This window comes from Paenibacillus sp. FSL H7-0737, from assembly GCF_000758545.1.
GTDB lineage: Bacteria > Bacillota > Bacilli > Paenibacillales > Paenibacillaceae > Paenibacillus_AQ.
The window spans coordinates 643,921-660,528 of record NZ_CP009279.1; the positions used below are offsets into that span (position 1 = coordinate 643,921).

Here is a 16,608-nt window from a genome sequence, read left to right on the forward strand (position 1 = left end):
GCTGTTTTTAGTTGCAACGCATTAACTAAGGCGAAGGTCAGCGGCATGTTTGCCTGCTGTATATCCAGTAGAGAACGCTGCTGTTATATTGTAGCCACCAGTGTAGCCATGGATATCGAGTACCTCTCCACAGAAGAATAACCCTTGCATAAGCTTAGATTCCATTCTTTTGGGATCGATCTCTTTCAGATTTACGCCGCCACCCGTAACAAAGGCTTCGGACAGGGAGCGGGTACCATGAACATTAACGGGCATCCTTTTCAAGATACCTGCTAGCGCATGCAATCCATTCTTGGATACATGATGACCCGTAATATCTCCATCCAGGTCAGCTTTAGCTAACAAGAGGGGAATGAGACGTTCTGGCAGCAGCCCCTTTAGTGAATTGCGGATCGCTTTCTTCGGCTCCTGGTCCAGCTTGTCCTGCAGCGATGATTCCACTTCTTGCAAGTTCAGATCAGGGAAGAGATCGATGGACATCTCAACCATGTCATTCCCTGATTTACGCTGGACCTGTCTCAGAAATTGGCTGCAGCGCAGCGCAATTGGCCCGGATAATCCAAAATGGGTGAAGATCATATCTCCGCGATGAAAAATGACCTTCTTTCCTTTTGGATTCCATACAGTAAGTGCCACATCGCGTAGCGACAATCCTTGCAGCTCACCGGATTTAATCCACTCTTCCCGTGAAATAATCGGTACCTCTGTCGGAAATAGCTCAGTAATGGTGTGGCCTGCGGCTTCAGCCCATGGGTACCCATCTCCAGTAGAGCCGGTCTGAGGAACGGACTTTCCTCCGGTGGCGATGATTACGGCAGCACTGGAAATCGTTTTGCCCGAGCCCAGCTGAACGCCCTTAACGGCCCCTTCTTCATATATTACATGTGAAACAGGACTATCCGTCATAATCTGCACACCTAGACCCCGTACTTTGTTAATTAAGGCGGAGACGACGCTGGAGGCCTTATCGGAGACGGGAAACATCCGTCCGTTGTCTTCTTCCTTTAATGCAATGCCTAAGCCTTCAAAAAAGGCAATGATATCTTGATTATTAAAATGGTCGAAGGCGCTATACAAAAACCGCCCGTTTCCCGGGATATGGGAGATTAACTCATCTCTCTCCTTGACGTTCGTTACATTGCAGCGTCCGCCACCAGATATCCCGAGCTTTCGTCCTAGCTTAGCTCCCTTATCGATCAGTAGTACGGATGCCCCGTGTTCTGCTGCGGCCACGCTTGCCATTAATCCCGAAGGGCCGCCACCTATGACGATCACATCGAAGTTGCTCATGAAATTTTACTCCTTTACATGTTAAGACACGGGTGTTACTTCGTGTTTTCCTAACGGAATCATACCATTCTGACTGTCATGTAACCAGTCTTGTCCGCTCACTTGGTTATAATCGTTGTCAGGAGAGTAATCCTGTGCTTTAATCTAGTCATGTAGGGCAATTTGTCCATTTTGGGGTGTGATTGTAATTATTGGCGCAATTAAGGATATATTATTGCAAATATCGGCAGCATGCTCCTTTCTTTTTCTGATTCAGTGGTGGGTGGACCGAGGGCTTGTGGCTCGAAAAAAAGGTAGTTTCCCGGATAATCAAACTTTTTTGGTTTTGGCGTGTGCGTTAAGTCTTATGCTATGCTCTCTTCTTTCGACGACTTTATTCGGTATTGCTTATTTGAATTTAGGAATGATTCCTGCTTATATCGGTATTTTATATGGAACTGTACGTTCAGGCATTCTGCTGTCCATCTTTTTGCTTGTCTGTAATATATTCATTGCAGAGCCAGCAGGAATAAGTAATATGATATTAAATTCAGGAATATTATTATATCCGTTGCTGTTTGGGCTGGCTAAGCCTTTTAAGAAAGGCACAGTGGTAGAGAAGATAGGTATGTTATGGATGGTTCTTTGTCCGAATATGTTGTTCATTGCACTTGTGCCTATTATAGGTGGAAAAAATATATATGAGGCTCATTCTGGTGAGTCACTTTTGATTACTTTGTATCTATTTTTCAGCATCGCACTAGGCGGTATTTTTGTTTATTTTGTTGAAATGGTCTGGAGTAGTTGGCGGGCTAAAATACATATGGAAAGTATAAGTGATAATTTCCAGTGGGAGTCTGAGAAGCTGCAGCAGATTACAAATGTAGTACCTCTGAGTATTATGTCCCTGGATGATCACGGAGTTGTGACCGACCTCAATGATTGTATGTTGGGAATGGCACGAATTCATTATCCCAATTTGAAAAGGGAAGATATTATTGGCAAGCCGGTTAGGGAATTTTTTAATGGTTCAGCGGATGTTGATGCATATATGAGGGTACGGGATAACATTCAGCATAAACGGCGTTCCCATGAGCGAATGATTCATGGAACGCGGATCTATCAAATTTATTCAGCACCACTAATGCATAAGAACTCAGGATTAACGAGTGGAGTGGTACTCATTGCACAGGATATTACGGATGAAGTGAAACTCCGCTCAGAGCTGGATCATGTGGAACGATTGAGCTTAGTAGGGCAGATGGCTGCCGGAATTACCCATGAGATTCGTAATCCTATGGCGGTAGTTCGCGGATTTTTACAGCTAATGAGAGAAAAGAGCTCGGATGATTTGGATTCTTATTATCAGATCGTATTGGAGGAGCTGGATCGGGCGAATAGCATTATTAATGATTTCCTATCGCTGGCGCAAAGCCGGATATCCGATAAGGAGAAAGTGCTATTACACCGAGTTATAGAAGAAGTCAGTCCGCTGCTGTGGGCGGATGCTAATCTTCGTGGTCAAAGTGTTGAGCTAAAGCTGAACGCATCCATCCATGAATTGGAGTTAAACGTTCGGGAAATCAAGCAGCTTATCCTTAATTTAGGCCGCAACGGCATGGAGGCTATGGGATCCAAGGGGATTCTGACACTGGAAACACATAGTACTCAGGAACAAGTGGAGCTAATTGTAAGGGATAGAGGAATCGGTATGTCGGACAGTCAACGAGAGAAGCTGTTTTCCCCTTTCTTCACAACAAAAAGGGAGGGAACGGGTCTAGGGTTATCCTTGTGTCTCAGTATTGTGGAACGGCATAACGGTAAAATAACTGTAGATTCTGTAGAAGGAGAGGGTACAGTATTTACCATCTCATTCCCTTTAGTAAAGGATGAATATAGTGAAGCCATGCTTGCGGATTAAATCAGGTTACTGTAGCATCTCTTGCTTTCACAGAGTATGAATGTATAATAAAGTTAGTAAGTACTGCTGTAATGTTATCTGACAAAACAGTAATCAGTGAAGGAGAGTGCAGAGAAATGTCCATGTCTTTTAATCAATATATGAGAGATTCGATTCAGCCTATGCGTGATGACCTTACAAGCATTGGGTTTCAGGAGCTTATGACTCCAGAAGAGGTGGAAGCCACTCTTCCTACCGCAAAAGGTACGGCGCTTGTAGTCGTGAATTCGGTCTGTGGTTGTGCCGCTGGACAATGCCGTCCTGGTGTAGCTCAGGCATTGCAAAATGAGATCGCTCCGGATCACTTGTTCACAGTGTTTGCAGGTCAAGAGAAAGAAGCTACTGCTAAAGCGCGTGAATATTTTGCTCCTTATCCGCCATCTTCCCCTTCCATCGCATTGATGAAGGATGGAGAGCTCGTTCATTTTATTGAACGCCATAGTGTTGAGAATCGTTCGGCTGCTGAAATTGCTGCTGAGTTGAAAGAAGTTTTTGATCGTTTTTGCAAGTAAAAAAGTTATTCCATATAATCTCGCATTAGTCGGTAATTCGGCTGTTGCGGGATTTTTCAAAATATAAGAGCGATAATGGGATAGAATATACTTAGAAGCATAGAGCTTCACTTGGTATGGATATTTTGATGGATATGGAACCATTTCTGATGGAACGGGGTGTGGTTTGTGAGTTTGCAGGAAGAAATTATTGCAGATCTTGGTGTGAAGCCAACGATTGATGTAGAAGCAGAGGTACGCAAACGGGTTGATTTCTTAAAGTCGTACGTGCTGAAGGCAGGTGCCAAAGGATTATTGATCGCCATTAGCGGCGGGGTGGACAGCGCGGTAGCTGCGGGTCTGTGTAAGCAGGCTACGGACGAGCTGTCGGCTCAAGAAGGCACAGAGTATATTACGCTTGGCGTATACCAGCCATATGGTGTTCAAGAGGATATCCAGCACAGCTATGATGTCGCAAAAGCTTTTAATCTGACCCATACCGTGGAGACAAACATTGAGGAAGCTGTAAATGAGATTGCGCTTGAAGTTGAGCATAGCCTGAAGTCCTTGGGCCAACATCGTCATATGACCCATCAAGGCAAGGGGAATGTTAAAGCGAGAACACGTATGGTTATGCAATATGCGCTCTCTTTTGAGAACAATCTGATTGTAGTAGGAACGGATCATGCTTCAGAAGCCATTACGGGTTTCTACACCAAGTGGGGGGATGGCGCTGTAGATATTACACCTCTATCCACACTTAACAAACGTCAGGTTCGTCAATTAGCTGCTCATATTGGTGTGCCTGCGGATATTGTTACTAAAGCACCTACGGCAGGCTTATGGCCGGGGCAGACGGATGAAACCGAGCTGGGCATTACTTATGATGATAATAGCGATTATTTGGAAGGCAAACAGGTTAACCCTGAGGTAGCGGAGAAACTCGAGAATTATTACCGGAGAACAGCGCATAAGCGCAATGTCATTCCTGGAATTTAGAATAGGTAGAAGTAGAAACCGCCACGGGTCTGCGTTGTAGCAGCTCTCGTGGCGGTTTTTTGTAAGATGGATAAGCTACAAGAATCTTAGTTAGCCAGCGTTTGATCGATAAAATTAGTGGTCGAAGCAATCGCAAGCTCCAATTGTGGGGTAGTGCCGGCAAAAGGATGCACAGTACCGAAGGTATGATTACCCTCAGGAATATGAACCCAGTTAATATCGGGTCGGAGCTCAGTGAGCTGCTCAGATCCTTGCCGGAGGTGCGCTCCATCCAGACTGCCTTGAATAAGAACAACTGGGAAGGACGCTGTCTTCATGCGTTCAAGGATATTATAACGTTCTTGTTGGTTCTCCATATCTTCTAAAATAACAGCATCCAGCGGCATTTGTTGGCCTGTGCGTGCATTAAGGACATGGGTTCGTCCTGTTTGCTTCATCTCCTGCTTTTGTTCTTCCGTCAACAAATCCAGCTTCGTAACCCCGTTCCAGGAGATGACCCCGCTAACTTCACTCGGATGATCAAGCGTGTAGACTAGACAAATGCCCCCTCCAAGACTATGTCCTAGAAGGAATAAGGGCAAGCTGCCGAATTTCGGGTGCTGGCTAAGGTAGGACAACAGTATTTCCATGTCCTTCAGCTCGCGACGAAAGGTGTTGCGGGCGAATTTTTCAAGCTCGGTAAAATGCAGCAGATCCTCTCCGATTCCAGCATGAGAGAAGTTGAAGGTGATCACTTCATGATCTTGGCTGAGAGTAGTGGCTATGTAAGGAAACATCCCCCAATCTTTGAAGCCCTTGTAGCCGTGTGCAATAACGATAAGGCTCTTAGGTGCTTCTTGGGCAGGAAAGTGTGAGCAGCGGAGAACAGCGTCTTCACCAGCGGGTATTTCGAAATTACGATGCTGCATAGGGTAATCCCCTCTCTCTATATATAAATGAAGTAAATCAGCTAGTCCATCACGAAAGCGGCTAGATAGACTTCCAAAGCATTTTCTTTTAAGATAGCAGAAAGAATCTTATAGGACTATAATTTAAAATTGAAATGAATGACCTGTATAATGATCATACCATTATTGAAGTAGTATAGGATACACGTCCATAAGGAGCGTGAAATTTTGATTTACGGAATCGGACATGATGTGTTAGAAATTGAGCGAATCTCAGAGGTAATACGCAGGGGACAGGGCAAGAAATTCAACCAGCGCATCCTAACGGAGCAAGAGTACCAGCTTGCTGAGCAACGAGGTGGAAGGTTGGCTGAGTTCGTAGCCGGGCGTTTTGCTGCCAAGGAAGCTGTTGTGAAGGCTTTAGGTTGTGGCATTGGTAATGTGGTTGGTTTTCAGGATATTGAGATATTACCTGGCCGCAAAGGTAAGCCGGAAGTAACCTTATCATGCGAAGCCTGGAGCAGACTAGATCTACCTGAAGGACAGAAGTATACCATTCATCTTACGATAACACATGGCCGTGATTTGGCTTCAGCTTTTGCGGTGGTGGAGGAGCTAGGTTCATGAATTGAACCGTGATTATAGAAGGGCAAGGAGAGTTACAATGAAACAACAAGAACGACAGGATTTGCAGGAACGAGAAGAAGGACGAGAGTTAAAAAAAGGACAAGATCTGCAAGATCAAGATGAACGACCAAAACAGCTGGATTTTAAAGAAGGACAAGATAAACAAGATCAGGAGCTGCGGGAGGTCAAGCAATATTTCAGTTATCATTTGCTGGAGTGGTATCAAGGGCAGAAACGGGATTTGCCATGGCGCAGGCATCGCAATCCTTATTATATTTGGATTTCTGAAATCATGCTGCAGCAGACAAGGGTAGATACGGTAATCCCTTATTTTAATCGTTTTATTGAACGCTTTCCGACGGTGGAGTCACTCGCTGACGCCCCTGAAGAAGACGTGCTTAAGTGTTGGGAAGGCTTAGGATATTATTCCCGCGCACGTAATATACAGCATGCAGCCAAGCAGGTAAAGGAGCTTTATGGTGGACAGGTGCCGAATGACCGTGATGCGGTGTTCAGCTTAAAGGGAGTGGGCCCTTACACAGCAGGGGCTATTCTCAGCATCGCGTTTAATCGGCCAGAGCCAGCGGTAGATGGTAATGTAATGCGGGTGTTGTCCCGATACTTCCTCATCGAGGATGATATCGCTAAGGGACCCACCCGCGTGAAAATGGAGCGCCTGGCGGCTGAGCTGATCCCGGAGGGGGAAGCTGCCTCATTTAATCAGGCGCTTATGGAGCTCGGGGCGCTCGTATGCACCCCGAAATCACCGAGCTGCTTAACCTGCCCGGTGATGGAGCATTGCGCTGCGCGCCTGGCGGGCTGCGAGACTTCGCTGCCCGTCAAGACCAAGGCCAAGCCGCCGCGCCCAGAGGAGCGGCTGGCGGCCTTAATCGAGGGCCGCGGTACCCACGCGGGCCAAGTGCTCATCCGGCAGCGGCCACAAAGCGGGCTGTTAGCCCGCATGTGGGAGCTGCCGCACTGGCAGGCGCCGCCAGCGGAAGGCGGCGCTAAGAACGCGCGGCTGCCGGAGGCCGCGGCGCTGGACCGGCTGCGCCGGTCACTGCGGCAGGCCGGGATCTCCGCCCGGCCTGAGGAGCACTGGATGGCTGCTGAGCATATTTTCAGCCATATTGTGTGGACCCTGCAGGTGTATCGCTGCAGGGAGGAGGATGCCCTTCCGCTGCCAATAGCGGCAGAAGGACGGGCAGCCTACACCGCGGATGCAGGCCTGTTCCCAGAGATGGACAGCAGCGTGCCCGTCGAGAAATTTGAGGACGGTAATGCTAGTCCAGAGGATGGCGGAGCCGTGCGCTGGATCAGTCGTGAGGACATGGCTAATTATGCGTTCCCTAATGTCTTCTTGAAGCTGCTGAACCTTTATTTCGATGAGCAGGAAGAGCTGGCGAAGTCGGGGAAGTAGCAGATTATCCGATGTAGCAGAAGAATGAGTTGTAAGAGAAGCAACTGATACATGAGAAGTGCCTGAAGTAAGTAAAGTACACTGAAGTCGATGAGTAAGAAACGCATCCAAAGTCTCTGGAGTAGGAAATATGTTAAATGCGTCGATTGCTAAGTGAGTTGATTGTCTTGATGCAGTTTGATGTGTTAAATGTGTTGAATATATAAGTTGTGTGTGAAGAGAGAGTGGCGTACGCATCTAAACATGATCACTTACCTCATCCCCGTGGTCAGTTTAAAGGGAATTCCTCCCTATAAACTGGCTGTGGGGATCTGTTTCTGATCTCTTTAGGGAAAAACTCCCTTTAATTTGGGTGAATATCTGAATTATGCTCCAATATGGATGATTTAGAGGGAGGATTTCCCTAATTACTCGTATTTAAGTGTTTATGAGCACAATTAGAGGAAGTTATTCCCTAATTAGAAGCAGAATGCCTCATTTAGGCGTCTTTCCAACAGCGGTACGATAAAGGGTAGTCTCGTTCCACACTCATTGATCTGCATTCAAGCGGGGTAAAAAAGCGATGTCCGAGGAGAAGATCTACCCTATTTGTTTCTAACGAACCCTGTTTCTAACGAACCTTTTTTTTAACAAACTGCTTCTAAACGAAATTAGTCTCAAACAAACTCTCTACACACCCACCCAAATAAACGACCCAAACACAAAAGAAGGTATCCCTTAGCCATAACGGCTCGGAGATACCTTCTTTGTTTATACTTAGTTAAACGGTAAATCCACAGCCTTGAAGGCTATGACTTTATCCGTAATTAATTCCTTATTTCGCGCTTTCGTAACGTTTGCCAACTTCTTCCCAGTTTACTACGTTCCAGAACGCTTTGATGTAATCAGGGCGTTTGTTTTGGTAGTTCAGGTAGTAAGCGTGCTCCCATACATCAAGTCCGAGGATTGGAGTAGCGCCTTCGCTGATTGGGTTGTCTTGGTTAGGTGTGCTTGTTACTGCCAGTTTGCCATCTTTAACAACTAGCCAAGCCCAGCCACTGCCGAAACGAGTAGTTGCTGCTGCTGCGAAATCTTCTTTGAATTTTTCGAATCCGCCCAGTTCGCTGTCAATAGCTGCTGCAAGTGCGCCAGTTGGTGCGCCGCCGCCGTTTGGTCCGATAACTTCCCAGAACAAGGTGTGGTTAGCGTGTCCGCCACCATTGTTACGAACAGCAGTGCGGATAGCTTCTGGTACAGCGTTCAGATCTGTAAGAAGTTCTTCGATGCTTTTGCTTTGCAATTCAGGTGCCTTTTCCAAAGCTGCGTTCAGATTAGTCACATATGTGTTATGGTGTCTATCATGGTGAATTTCCATCGTCAAAGCGTCGATGTGTGGTTCGAGTGCGTTGTTTGCATAAGGAAGTGCTGGTAATTGAAATGCCATGGAAAAATCCCTCCTGAGTATATTAGAATTTGTATAGATAAAGAACTTCGGCGGTTTATCGTCAAAATTCTTTATTGTTGATATGTACTATAGGGTATCTCCCAATAGGATACTTTAATTAAACAGTATCTGGATCAATAATGCAACACTAAACAAACATAAATGTTTATAAAGTATGATGGGAGTGTAAACAGAATCATCAATTGTATTTAAAATGTTAAAATAAAGAGCCGTCACCCCATAGACATAACTCTTTATAATTACCCTTATAATGAAACAATGAATCTTAGTCAAAATGTAAACGCTTGATATTAAGCGCTTTCAAAAGAAAAATGATGATATCACGAGAAAAGTGTGCTTTAATAGATTTAAAAGCAGGTATTCCTCGGTATTTGATGCTTTTTTTTATTTTCTCAATGTTAAGGGAACCCCTTCTTTTTGTTAAATTCATAAGCCATAGACAAGGGAGATTTTAAAGAATGCACGTTCGTTCCTTTCAATTAAGCGACGTTAGCCCTGTGACTGATTTGCTGCAAACCGCATTATCGGAAGAATGTTTCGAGAACACTATCGAGCCTTTCTCCAGGCAGCTTTCATGGGATTCAGATCTCATTGTAGTTGCGGAAGATGAAGAAGAAATTGTTGGAGCACTGATTGGTACGATTGAGAAAAACCACGGTTGTTATTTCCGGATTGCTGTACATCCTGATTATCGCCGCAGAGGAGTCGGTAGAAGTCTGGTATCGGCTATGGAATCCAGGTTTCAAGCTCGTAAGGTTAGTGGTATCTACGTAGCCGTCGATGAGCATAATTCTTTTGCATTGCCATTGTATGAAGCTATGGGATATAGCGAGAATCAAATTTTTAAATCTGTCCGGAAGCTGAGCATTGTTGGGTAATTTTGATCACTCAGATGCGTAAGCGGAAACATTTACTAAATAAAGAACTATAGTTGATGATATAGTCTGTTTCATTCATACTCAAGCGTATTTTCCAGAAGTCCATTACTAATGGCTGGGAGATATGCTTTTTTATTGTTATAATATCTGCAAGTATAGACATCAATAATTGAGAATAAGAGGTGACATATTGAGTCAGGAGTCCCAAGTAGAGTTCATGCGTAATCGGAAGCAAAGACATAGATCGTCCAGATCAAACAAAGGCTTTGGTGGTCGTTTGGCCGCGGAATTGAAGGATTGGTTGCTTACAGCGGTAGTTGTCTTTGCGGTAATGTCGGTTCTTAATATTTTTGTGTTCAATATATCAACGGTTAAAGGTCAGTCTATGCAGCCAACGCTTGTGGAAGGTGAGAGGCTCTTTATTAATAAGCTTTCATTGATGTTTGTAAACCCAAAACACGGGGATGTCGTCATTCTTCATGATCCTAGCACTGGACCAAGTCGGAAGGACTTTTTAGTAAAACGAGTCATTGGCATACCTGGAGATATCATAGAAGTGAAGGATCACCAGTTATATGTGAATGGAAAAATAGTGAATGAGCCGTATATAGATACCGAGATTGAAGACCCGGATTTCGCGGCGTTAACTGTGGAGAGCGGAAACTATTTTGTCATGGGAGATAACCGTCATGCTTCAGCAAGCAAAGATAGTCGTTATTTCGGCTCCATCCCACAGGACATGATTGTAGGCAGGGCGGATTATATCTGGTGGCCGCTGTCTAAACTGAAAGGGTTATAAGAATTTTATCGATAACATGAAAAGGAGAAGGCGGAAATGAACAATACATTTCAGTCACCGTATGCACCCCCGCCTTCCAAGTGGGCACAGCTTAAAGCGGAGATTCAGGAGGCTGCGACGTCACTCGGTATTGATGATATCGGGTTTACTACAGCAGAGCCTTTTTTATATCTGAAAAATATTCTGCAAGACCACCGAGACAAAGGATATGAATCTGGTTTCGAGGAACCGGATCTGGATAAAAGGACAATCCCTGCTCTGAGCTCTGGGGACAAGCCCTTATCTATTATTTCAATTGCTGTGGCCTATCCTTCCAAAATGGAGAATCCTCCGAAATCTGAGCCAGGCGCACGAAGAGGTATTCTCGCCCGAGCATCATGGGGCAGGGATTATCATCATGTGCTGAGGGAGGCCTTAAGTAAGCTAGAGGACTTTATTCATGAACGTGTACCGGAGGCTGTGCTGGAAAGTATGGTCGATACCGGTGTACTGGTAGATAGAGCGGTAGCGGAAAGAGCGGGGATAGGCTTCAGCGGCAAAAACTGTTCTATCATCTCACCCAAATGGGGATCCTGGATTTATCTAGGGGAGATGGTTACGAACATTCCTTTTGCTCCGGATGAGCCTGTTGAGGAAGGCTGCGGGGAGTGTACCAAGTGTATTGATGCTTGTCCAACCGGTGCACTGGTGGGGCCGGGTCAGCTTAACGCGCAGGCTTGTATTTCTTTTCTGACGCAGACTAAAGGATTTCTGAGTGATGAATACATGACCAAGATTGGCAACCGTCTATACGGCTGTGACACCTGCCAGATTGTATGTCCCAAGAATCGAGGGAAGAACTGGAATCATCGCCCTCAGATGCTACCTGATCCTGAGATCGTGAAGCCATTGTTAATGCCAATCCTGGATCTTAGCAACCGTGAATTCAAAGAGAGATTCGGAAATAGCTCTGCTGCCTGGAGAGGCAAAAAGCCGATTCAACGAAATGCGATCATCGCTCTCGGTAATTTCAAGGAAGTAGAAGCGGTGCCAAAGCTAACAGAAATTGTTCTGAAAGAGCCGCGGCCTGAGATGCGAGGCACTGCTGCTTGGGCACTGGGACGCATCGGTGGTGAGGAGGCTCTAGCTGCTGTTGAATCGGCTTTAGAGCGCGAAGAGCATGACACGGTAAAAGAAATGCTGAGCCGGGCACAGGATGTGCTCCTTACTGGGAAGCAAGCACGAGAGGACAACGATGTTTAATGAAGGAAAAAGATCATAGATAGGTTGCATATTCCCAATTGCTGTCCAGTTCTCGAAATGCTATGATAGATTCGCGCGCCATATGGCGATGCAGACAATAGAGTGTAGAGGTGGGCTTTAGATGAATATCGCATTACCTATTATTACATTGGTCGTAGGTCTCATCGGTGGATTTTTTATCGGTGTGTATTATCTGCGCAGACAAATGACAACTATGCAGAATGATCCTGAAATGCTGCAAAAGGTTGCGAAACAAATGGGTTATAACCTGAATGGGAAACAAATGCAACGTGCCCAACAGATGATGAAGAATCAGAACCAGACAGGCGCCCGACCAGGAGCAGCTAAAGGGAATAAACGTAGAAGTAAGTAACCGGGTCCGGATAGAAATTATACGGGTGCGGAAGGGGGAGACATCATGGGGAACATCAATGAATACGTGAACGGTAAAGTATCAGAGAACCGTGAGCAAATCGAGTATCACGTTGAGAAAATATTAGAATTAATCGGTGAAGATACCGGCCGCGAGGGACTGCTTGAAACACCAGCACGTGTTACGCGGATGTACGAGGAGATATTCGGCGGTTATTCGATAGATCCCCGCGAGGCGCTCGGTGTTACTTTTGATGAGTCTCATGAAGAGCTAGTGATCGTGAAGGATATCGTCTATTACAGCCAATGTGAGCATCACATGGCTCCTTTCTTCGGTAAAGTGCATATTGGATACATTCCGAGCGGACGGATTGCTGGACTCAGCAAATTAGCTCGCCTAGTTGAAGCAGTGAGTCGGCGTTTGCAGGTTCAAGAGCGCATTACGACGCAAATTGCGGATATTATGACGGAGGTACTAAGCCCTCACGGCGTTATGGTCGTTGTGGAAGGTGAACATCTTTGTATGTGCGCACGTGGAGTGAAGAAGCCAGGAAGTAAGACGGTAACCATGTCTACTAGAGGGGTCTTCCGGGAGGATGCCGCCGCTCGTGCGGAGTTTCTGAGCTTGATTAAAGAATAGTATATAGAGGTGTCTATACCTCGAAATTAGAAGGACCCATCATTCACTTTTTGTGAACGATGGGTCCTTTTGGGTCAATATAAGCGAATAGAAGTGATGTCTTCTACGAAGTGGTAAGAGATCAGTAAGGCTTCCATGCCAGTTTACTGGCAGCCGCATAACGCTCTGACACATATGGCCAGTTGACGACCTTCCACCAATCGTTAATATAATCCGCACGATTATTCTGATGTTTCAGATAGTAGGCATGTTCCCATACATCCAAGGCCAAGAGCGGAACAACGTCCCATTGCGATAAATTTTGATGTTTTTCCGCAGTGAGAATTTCTAGTCTATGGCTACGTGGACTCCAGACGAGAATGGCCCAGCCGCCACCTTCTACTTTATTCGCAGCTTCGGTGAACTGTTTCTTGAAGCTGTCATAGCTTCCAAAGCTTTGTTCTATAGCTTCTAGTAAAGCACCTGTTGGGCGGCCCCCACCTTGCGGAGACATCACGTTCCAAAAGATCGTGTGAAGATAGTGGCCTGCACCATTAAAGGCTAATTCTCTCTCCCAATGTTTAACGAGATCGAAGTCACCGTTCTTACGGGAATCTGCTAATTTAACTTCAGCCTTGTTTAATCCATCTACATAACTTTGATGGTGCTTATCGTGATGAATTCTCATCGTCTTTTCGTCAATATAAGGTTCTAGTGCATTATAGGCGTAAGGCAAGGGAGGTAGCGTATGGCCGCCAATGGGTACCGCGTCGTTTTTATCGCGGATATCAGGAACAGTGTCAGTAAAAGTAGAAAATCCATCATTCCGCATAGTATCGTCTGTATCGATGTTTACGACATAATCCTCTGTGTAATCACGCATGACTTGTGAAAGCTTTCCGGGCGAGCTGAGTGTCTGCAGTACGGCTAAGAAGTATTCTGATTCGCGAATAATATGCAGAATCACAGTAGTTGCAAGGGGGACGGCTTTGACCGCTGCGCTACTCTCCATGATGGCAAAGAGCTGCCGGACGAACTCTTGGGATTGATTGCAGGAGATATGTAGCAGTTTCTCCGTTTCCGCAGTGAGTTCTGCCTGTGGCGGAGGAGAAGCGGAAAGGGCAGCATTCAATAGCTGCTCTGCCGCCTGCTCAGTTGCACCAAAAACAACGGCCCATTCATCGAGGAGTTTCACATAAGGGTCCTCTAATTTAGGTACGATCGCTTTGATGACTTCGGTATGCTCTTTCTCTTGTGTTTTCCAAAATACGATTTCTTCCAGAATACGTACTGGCAGCATCGGCCCGTATACATATAGCATGCCAAGAAAACCTCCCGTGATATGTCTTTATCAGTCCATTATATGAACGGTCTTGGAAGGTTATGAAGAACATAAACTTAGAGTGCCTCTTTGGCTTCTTTCTTTCCTGGGGATGAAAACAGCCTCTTCCTAGGGCGCGTTCTTTCTGTCCCTGGAAGAGGCTGTTTGTATGGTTATTAACGCTTAGTTAATTACTAGCCATCGCTGGCTGATCGCCATTATTATTTTTGGCCAGATGGACATTCCCTAAAAAAGCGGAGACCCGCCGCAAATACTCACGGGGATGCTCGCGGAACAACAGCTCATGATGACTACCCTCGATGATCCAGGAATCAGAGAACGGATTGTTCTGATTTGCTGCTAGTTCTTCGGCAATAGGATAAGGGGCTTTATCGTCTTTGGTTCCATGCATGAAAAGGATAGGGAAAGGATAATCTTTGGATTTAACCTTTGCATAAGGAATCTGATCTAGTCCCGTACCGTTCAGTACCGGGAACAGCATTTCCATGATCGCCAGGGAAGGCTGGCGTGGCAGATCGATATTCTGCTTAATATTATGATACAGCGTGTCTGGTTCTAGCAAAAAGGTACTGTCCAGAATCATCGCGTCGATGTCCTCAGATACTAATCCTGCCTGCAGTGCTGTGCCAGCCCCCATGGAGAAGCCCCAAACAACGAGCTCTTTAGCCCCACGTTCCTTCGCGAAATCAATGGCGCCTAGAAGCTGCTGGGATTCTTTTTTGCCGCCGGTTGCAATATCCTTATTACCTTGGGCAGCAAATCCGTAATCAAACATTACGACATTGAAATTCAGACTGTGTGCATAGTGAGCGAGATCGTACATAGGTACCCAAGACTCTTCGCGGTTGGCACCATAGCCATGACTGAATACGATAGTCTTAGTGGCATCCTTGGCTGGAATATACCAGCCGTTCATCAGGCGACTGCCATCCTTAGCTGGGAAGGTTACATCCTCGTAGGCGAGGCCTTTGGCCATCATAGGATTGGAGTACAGTGGCGCGACGGTTGGATTGGATAGCACCCAAGCGATGTAGCCATGAAGCGAGACAAAACAAAATGCTAAAAAGAAAAATATAGATAATAGCAATGCAACGATAATATGCTTAACACGGATCATCCGCAGCGATAGTCGTGATGAACTGCCCTGTTTAGGTAGTTTAGGACGACGGGAGACTGACGTGCCGGCTCGGCTGGTTGTCAGATCCATAAGGTCCCCTCCTAAGTATGATGTGAGTACTAGTGCCTAGGATAATTTGTCGAAAATGATACTAAAGCATTAGTATATTTAATATGTTTATCGTAAGTTGAAGCACTTACAAAGTCAATGAATTGGACCGTTTTGTAATGTAACTGTAAAGTGCGGACCAGTCTTTTTCGGCTCAGTGAATATACTGGACTTTCCGTAGAGTTTTGCACTAAGATAGAGTTAGTTATAATGTAACCGCGTTTCATTTGATGAAACACGAAGGGGGATTACTGTGGAGGACCGAAAGCTTACGGTACGCGCGGTAGAACGTGCGCTTGATATATTACTTTGTTTTACGCAGGACAGAGATTTAGGGTTAACGGAGATCGCATCAAAGATTGACTTACATAAGAGTACAGTCCACAGATTGCTGGCAACACTAGAGGAAAAGGGCTTTCTTATTCGCAATCCGGCGACAGAAAAATACAGGCTGGGTATACGAATCTGGGAGTTGTCGACGCATCTGCCTGCTTTTGACGAGTCGGCAGCGGTATTGCTGCCATCTATGGAACGGCTGAGAGATCGACTCGGAGAGACGGTCAGCCTTTACTTACGGGATGGTATTGAACGCGTACGTATTCAGGCGGTACAGAGCCAGCAAGCGATTCGTAGAGTTGCACAGATCGGTGCGAGGCTGCCATTATCCGTAGGGGCGTCGAGTAAGGTGTTAGCAGCGTATGCACCACCTGAGGTGTTGAGAGAGCTGCTGGAGAGTTCGGAGTGGCCGGATTACGTTGAGAAGAGTGTATACAAAGATCAGCTTAATGAGATCATCCGGCTGGGGTATGCTACGAGTTTCGAAGAACGTGAGTCTGGTGCGGCCGCTGTGGCGGTACCAGTCACAGGCCGTAGTGGAAATGTGATTGCGGCGTTATCGCTGTCAGGGCCGGTCAGCCGCCTGTCTAGGGATACGTTAGTAGAGTATGCCGCCATCTTGAAGGAAGCAGCAAGTGAAATGGGCATGATGATTCCATAGCCCAACATGAGAAAAACGGCCAGTCTCCGGATGATCG

General features: G+C 45.9%; 15 protein-coding genes and 1 pseudogene. 11 read left to right on the top strand and 5 right to left on the bottom strand.

Annotated elements, in window-relative coordinates; translation table 11 throughout:
* Positions 1-21: 21 nt before the first annotated feature.
* Positions 22-1,290 (bottom strand): BaiN/RdsA family NAD(P)/FAD-dependent oxidoreductase, encoded by a 1,269-nt coding sequence (locus H70737_RS02920; protein ID WP_042184641.1) that lies wholly within the window; start codon positions 1,288-1,290, stop codon positions 22-24.
* A 277-nt stretch (positions 1,291-1,567) separates the two neighbouring features.
* Between H70737_RS02920 and H70737_RS02925 the strand changes: the two genes are divergently transcribed.
* The 3 genes from H70737_RS02925 (at position 1,568) to nadE (ending at position 4,719) form a co-directional block, all read left to right on the top strand.
* Positions 1,568-3,190: a two-component system sensor histidine kinase NtrB gene (locus H70737_RS02925; RefSeq protein ID WP_156113047.1), complete on the top strand. Its 1,623-nt coding sequence runs from the start codon at positions 1,568-1,570 to the stop codon at positions 3,188-3,190.
* Between the two features lie 116 nt (positions 3,191-3,306).
* On the top strand, positions 3,307-3,741 hold the full coding sequence (locus H70737_RS02930; protein WP_042184644.1) for a BrxA/BrxB family bacilliredoxin: 435 nt from the start codon (positions 3,307-3,309) through the stop codon (positions 3,739-3,741).
* A gap of 168 nt (positions 3,742-3,909) precedes the next feature.
* The gene (gene nadE, locus H70737_RS02935; RefSeq protein ID WP_042184646.1) at positions 3,910-4,719 is read left to right on the top strand and encodes an NAD(+) synthase; all 810 of its coding nucleotides are present in this window, start codon (positions 3,910-3,912) and stop codon (positions 4,717-4,719) included.
* Positions 4,720-4,805: 86 nt separating this feature from the next.
* Here nadE and H70737_RS02940 read toward each other — a convergent pair whose 3' ends face one another.
* Positions 4,806-5,627 carry an alpha/beta hydrolase gene (locus tag H70737_RS02940; RefSeq protein WP_042184648.1) on the bottom strand — a complete coding sequence of 274 codons (822 nt, stop codon included), beginning with the start codon at positions 5,625-5,627 and terminating at the stop codon, positions 4,806-4,808.
* A 207-nt stretch (positions 5,628-5,834) separates the two neighbouring features.
* On the opposite strand from H70737_RS02940, the gene acpS reads away from it, so the two are divergent.
* On the top strand, positions 5,835-6,233 hold the full coding sequence (acpS, locus tag H70737_RS02945) for a holo-ACP synthase (protein ID WP_042184650.1): 399 nt from the start codon (positions 5,835-5,837) through the stop codon (positions 6,231-6,233).
* 37 nt (positions 6,234-6,270) lie between these two features.
* Positions 6,271-7,653, top strand: coding sequence for an A/G-specific adenine glycosylase (gene mutY, locus H70737_RS02950; protein WP_081951016.1), 1,383 nt, complete (start codon positions 6,271-6,273; stop codon positions 7,651-7,653).
* 814 nt (positions 7,654-8,467) lie between these two features.
* On the opposite strand, the gene H70737_RS02955 is transcribed toward mutY, so the two are convergent.
* The gene (locus H70737_RS02955) at positions 8,468-9,076 is read right to left on the bottom strand and encodes a superoxide dismutase (protein ID WP_042184652.1); all 609 of its coding nucleotides are present in this window, start codon (positions 9,074-9,076) and stop codon (positions 8,468-8,470) included.
* A gap of 479 nt (positions 9,077-9,555) precedes the next feature.
* Here H70737_RS02955 and H70737_RS02960 point away from each other — a divergent pair, with 479 nt between their 5' ends.
* From H70737_RS02960 to folE, 5 genes and pseudogenes are all read left to right on the top strand, one after another.
* Positions 9,556-9,975, top strand: a complete 420-nt coding sequence (locus H70737_RS02960) for a GNAT family N-acetyltransferase (protein WP_036676822.1) — start codon at positions 9,556-9,558, stop codon at positions 9,973-9,975.
* 190 nt (positions 9,976-10,165) lie between these two features.
* Entirely contained in the window at positions 10,166-10,774 is a 609-nt protein-coding gene (gene lepB / locus H70737_RS02965; RefSeq protein ID WP_042184655.1) for a signal peptidase I, read from the top strand.
* Positions 10,775-10,810: 36 nt separating this feature from the next.
* Positions 10,811-12,001 (top strand): annotated as a pseudogene (gene queG, locus H70737_RS02970) (tRNA epoxyqueuosine(34) reductase QueG); the annotation flags it as partial.
* A 136-nt stretch (positions 12,002-12,137) separates the two neighbouring features.
* Complete coding sequence (locus H70737_RS02975; protein WP_042123938.1) at positions 12,138-12,389, top strand: YneF family protein; 252 nt, start codon at positions 12,138-12,140, stop codon at positions 12,387-12,389.
* Between the two features lie 45 nt (positions 12,390-12,434).
* Positions 12,435-13,028 (top strand): GTP cyclohydrolase I FolE, encoded by a 594-nt coding sequence (folE, locus tag H70737_RS02980; RefSeq protein WP_042123940.1) that lies wholly within the window; start codon positions 12,435-12,437, stop codon positions 13,026-13,028.
* 121 nt (positions 13,029-13,149) lie between these two features.
* Here the strand turns inward: folE and H70737_RS02985 are convergent, their stop codons facing one another.
* Complete coding sequence (locus H70737_RS02985) at positions 13,150-14,328, bottom strand: Fe-Mn family superoxide dismutase (RefSeq protein WP_042184658.1); 1,179 nt, start codon at positions 14,326-14,328, stop codon at positions 13,150-13,152.
* Positions 14,329-14,515: 187 nt separating this feature from the next.
* Positions 14,516-15,556 carry an alpha/beta hydrolase gene (locus H70737_RS02990; protein ID WP_042184661.1) on the bottom strand — a complete coding sequence of 347 codons (1,041 nt, stop codon included), beginning with the start codon at positions 15,554-15,556 and terminating at the stop codon, positions 14,516-14,518.
* Between the two features lie 271 nt (positions 15,557-15,827).
* Between H70737_RS02990 and H70737_RS02995 the strand changes: the two genes are divergently transcribed.
* Positions 15,828-16,571, top strand: coding sequence for an IclR family transcriptional regulator (locus H70737_RS02995; RefSeq protein WP_042184662.1), 744 nt, complete (start codon positions 15,828-15,830; stop codon positions 16,569-16,571).
* The last annotated feature ends 37 nt before the right edge of the window (positions 16,572-16,608 follow it).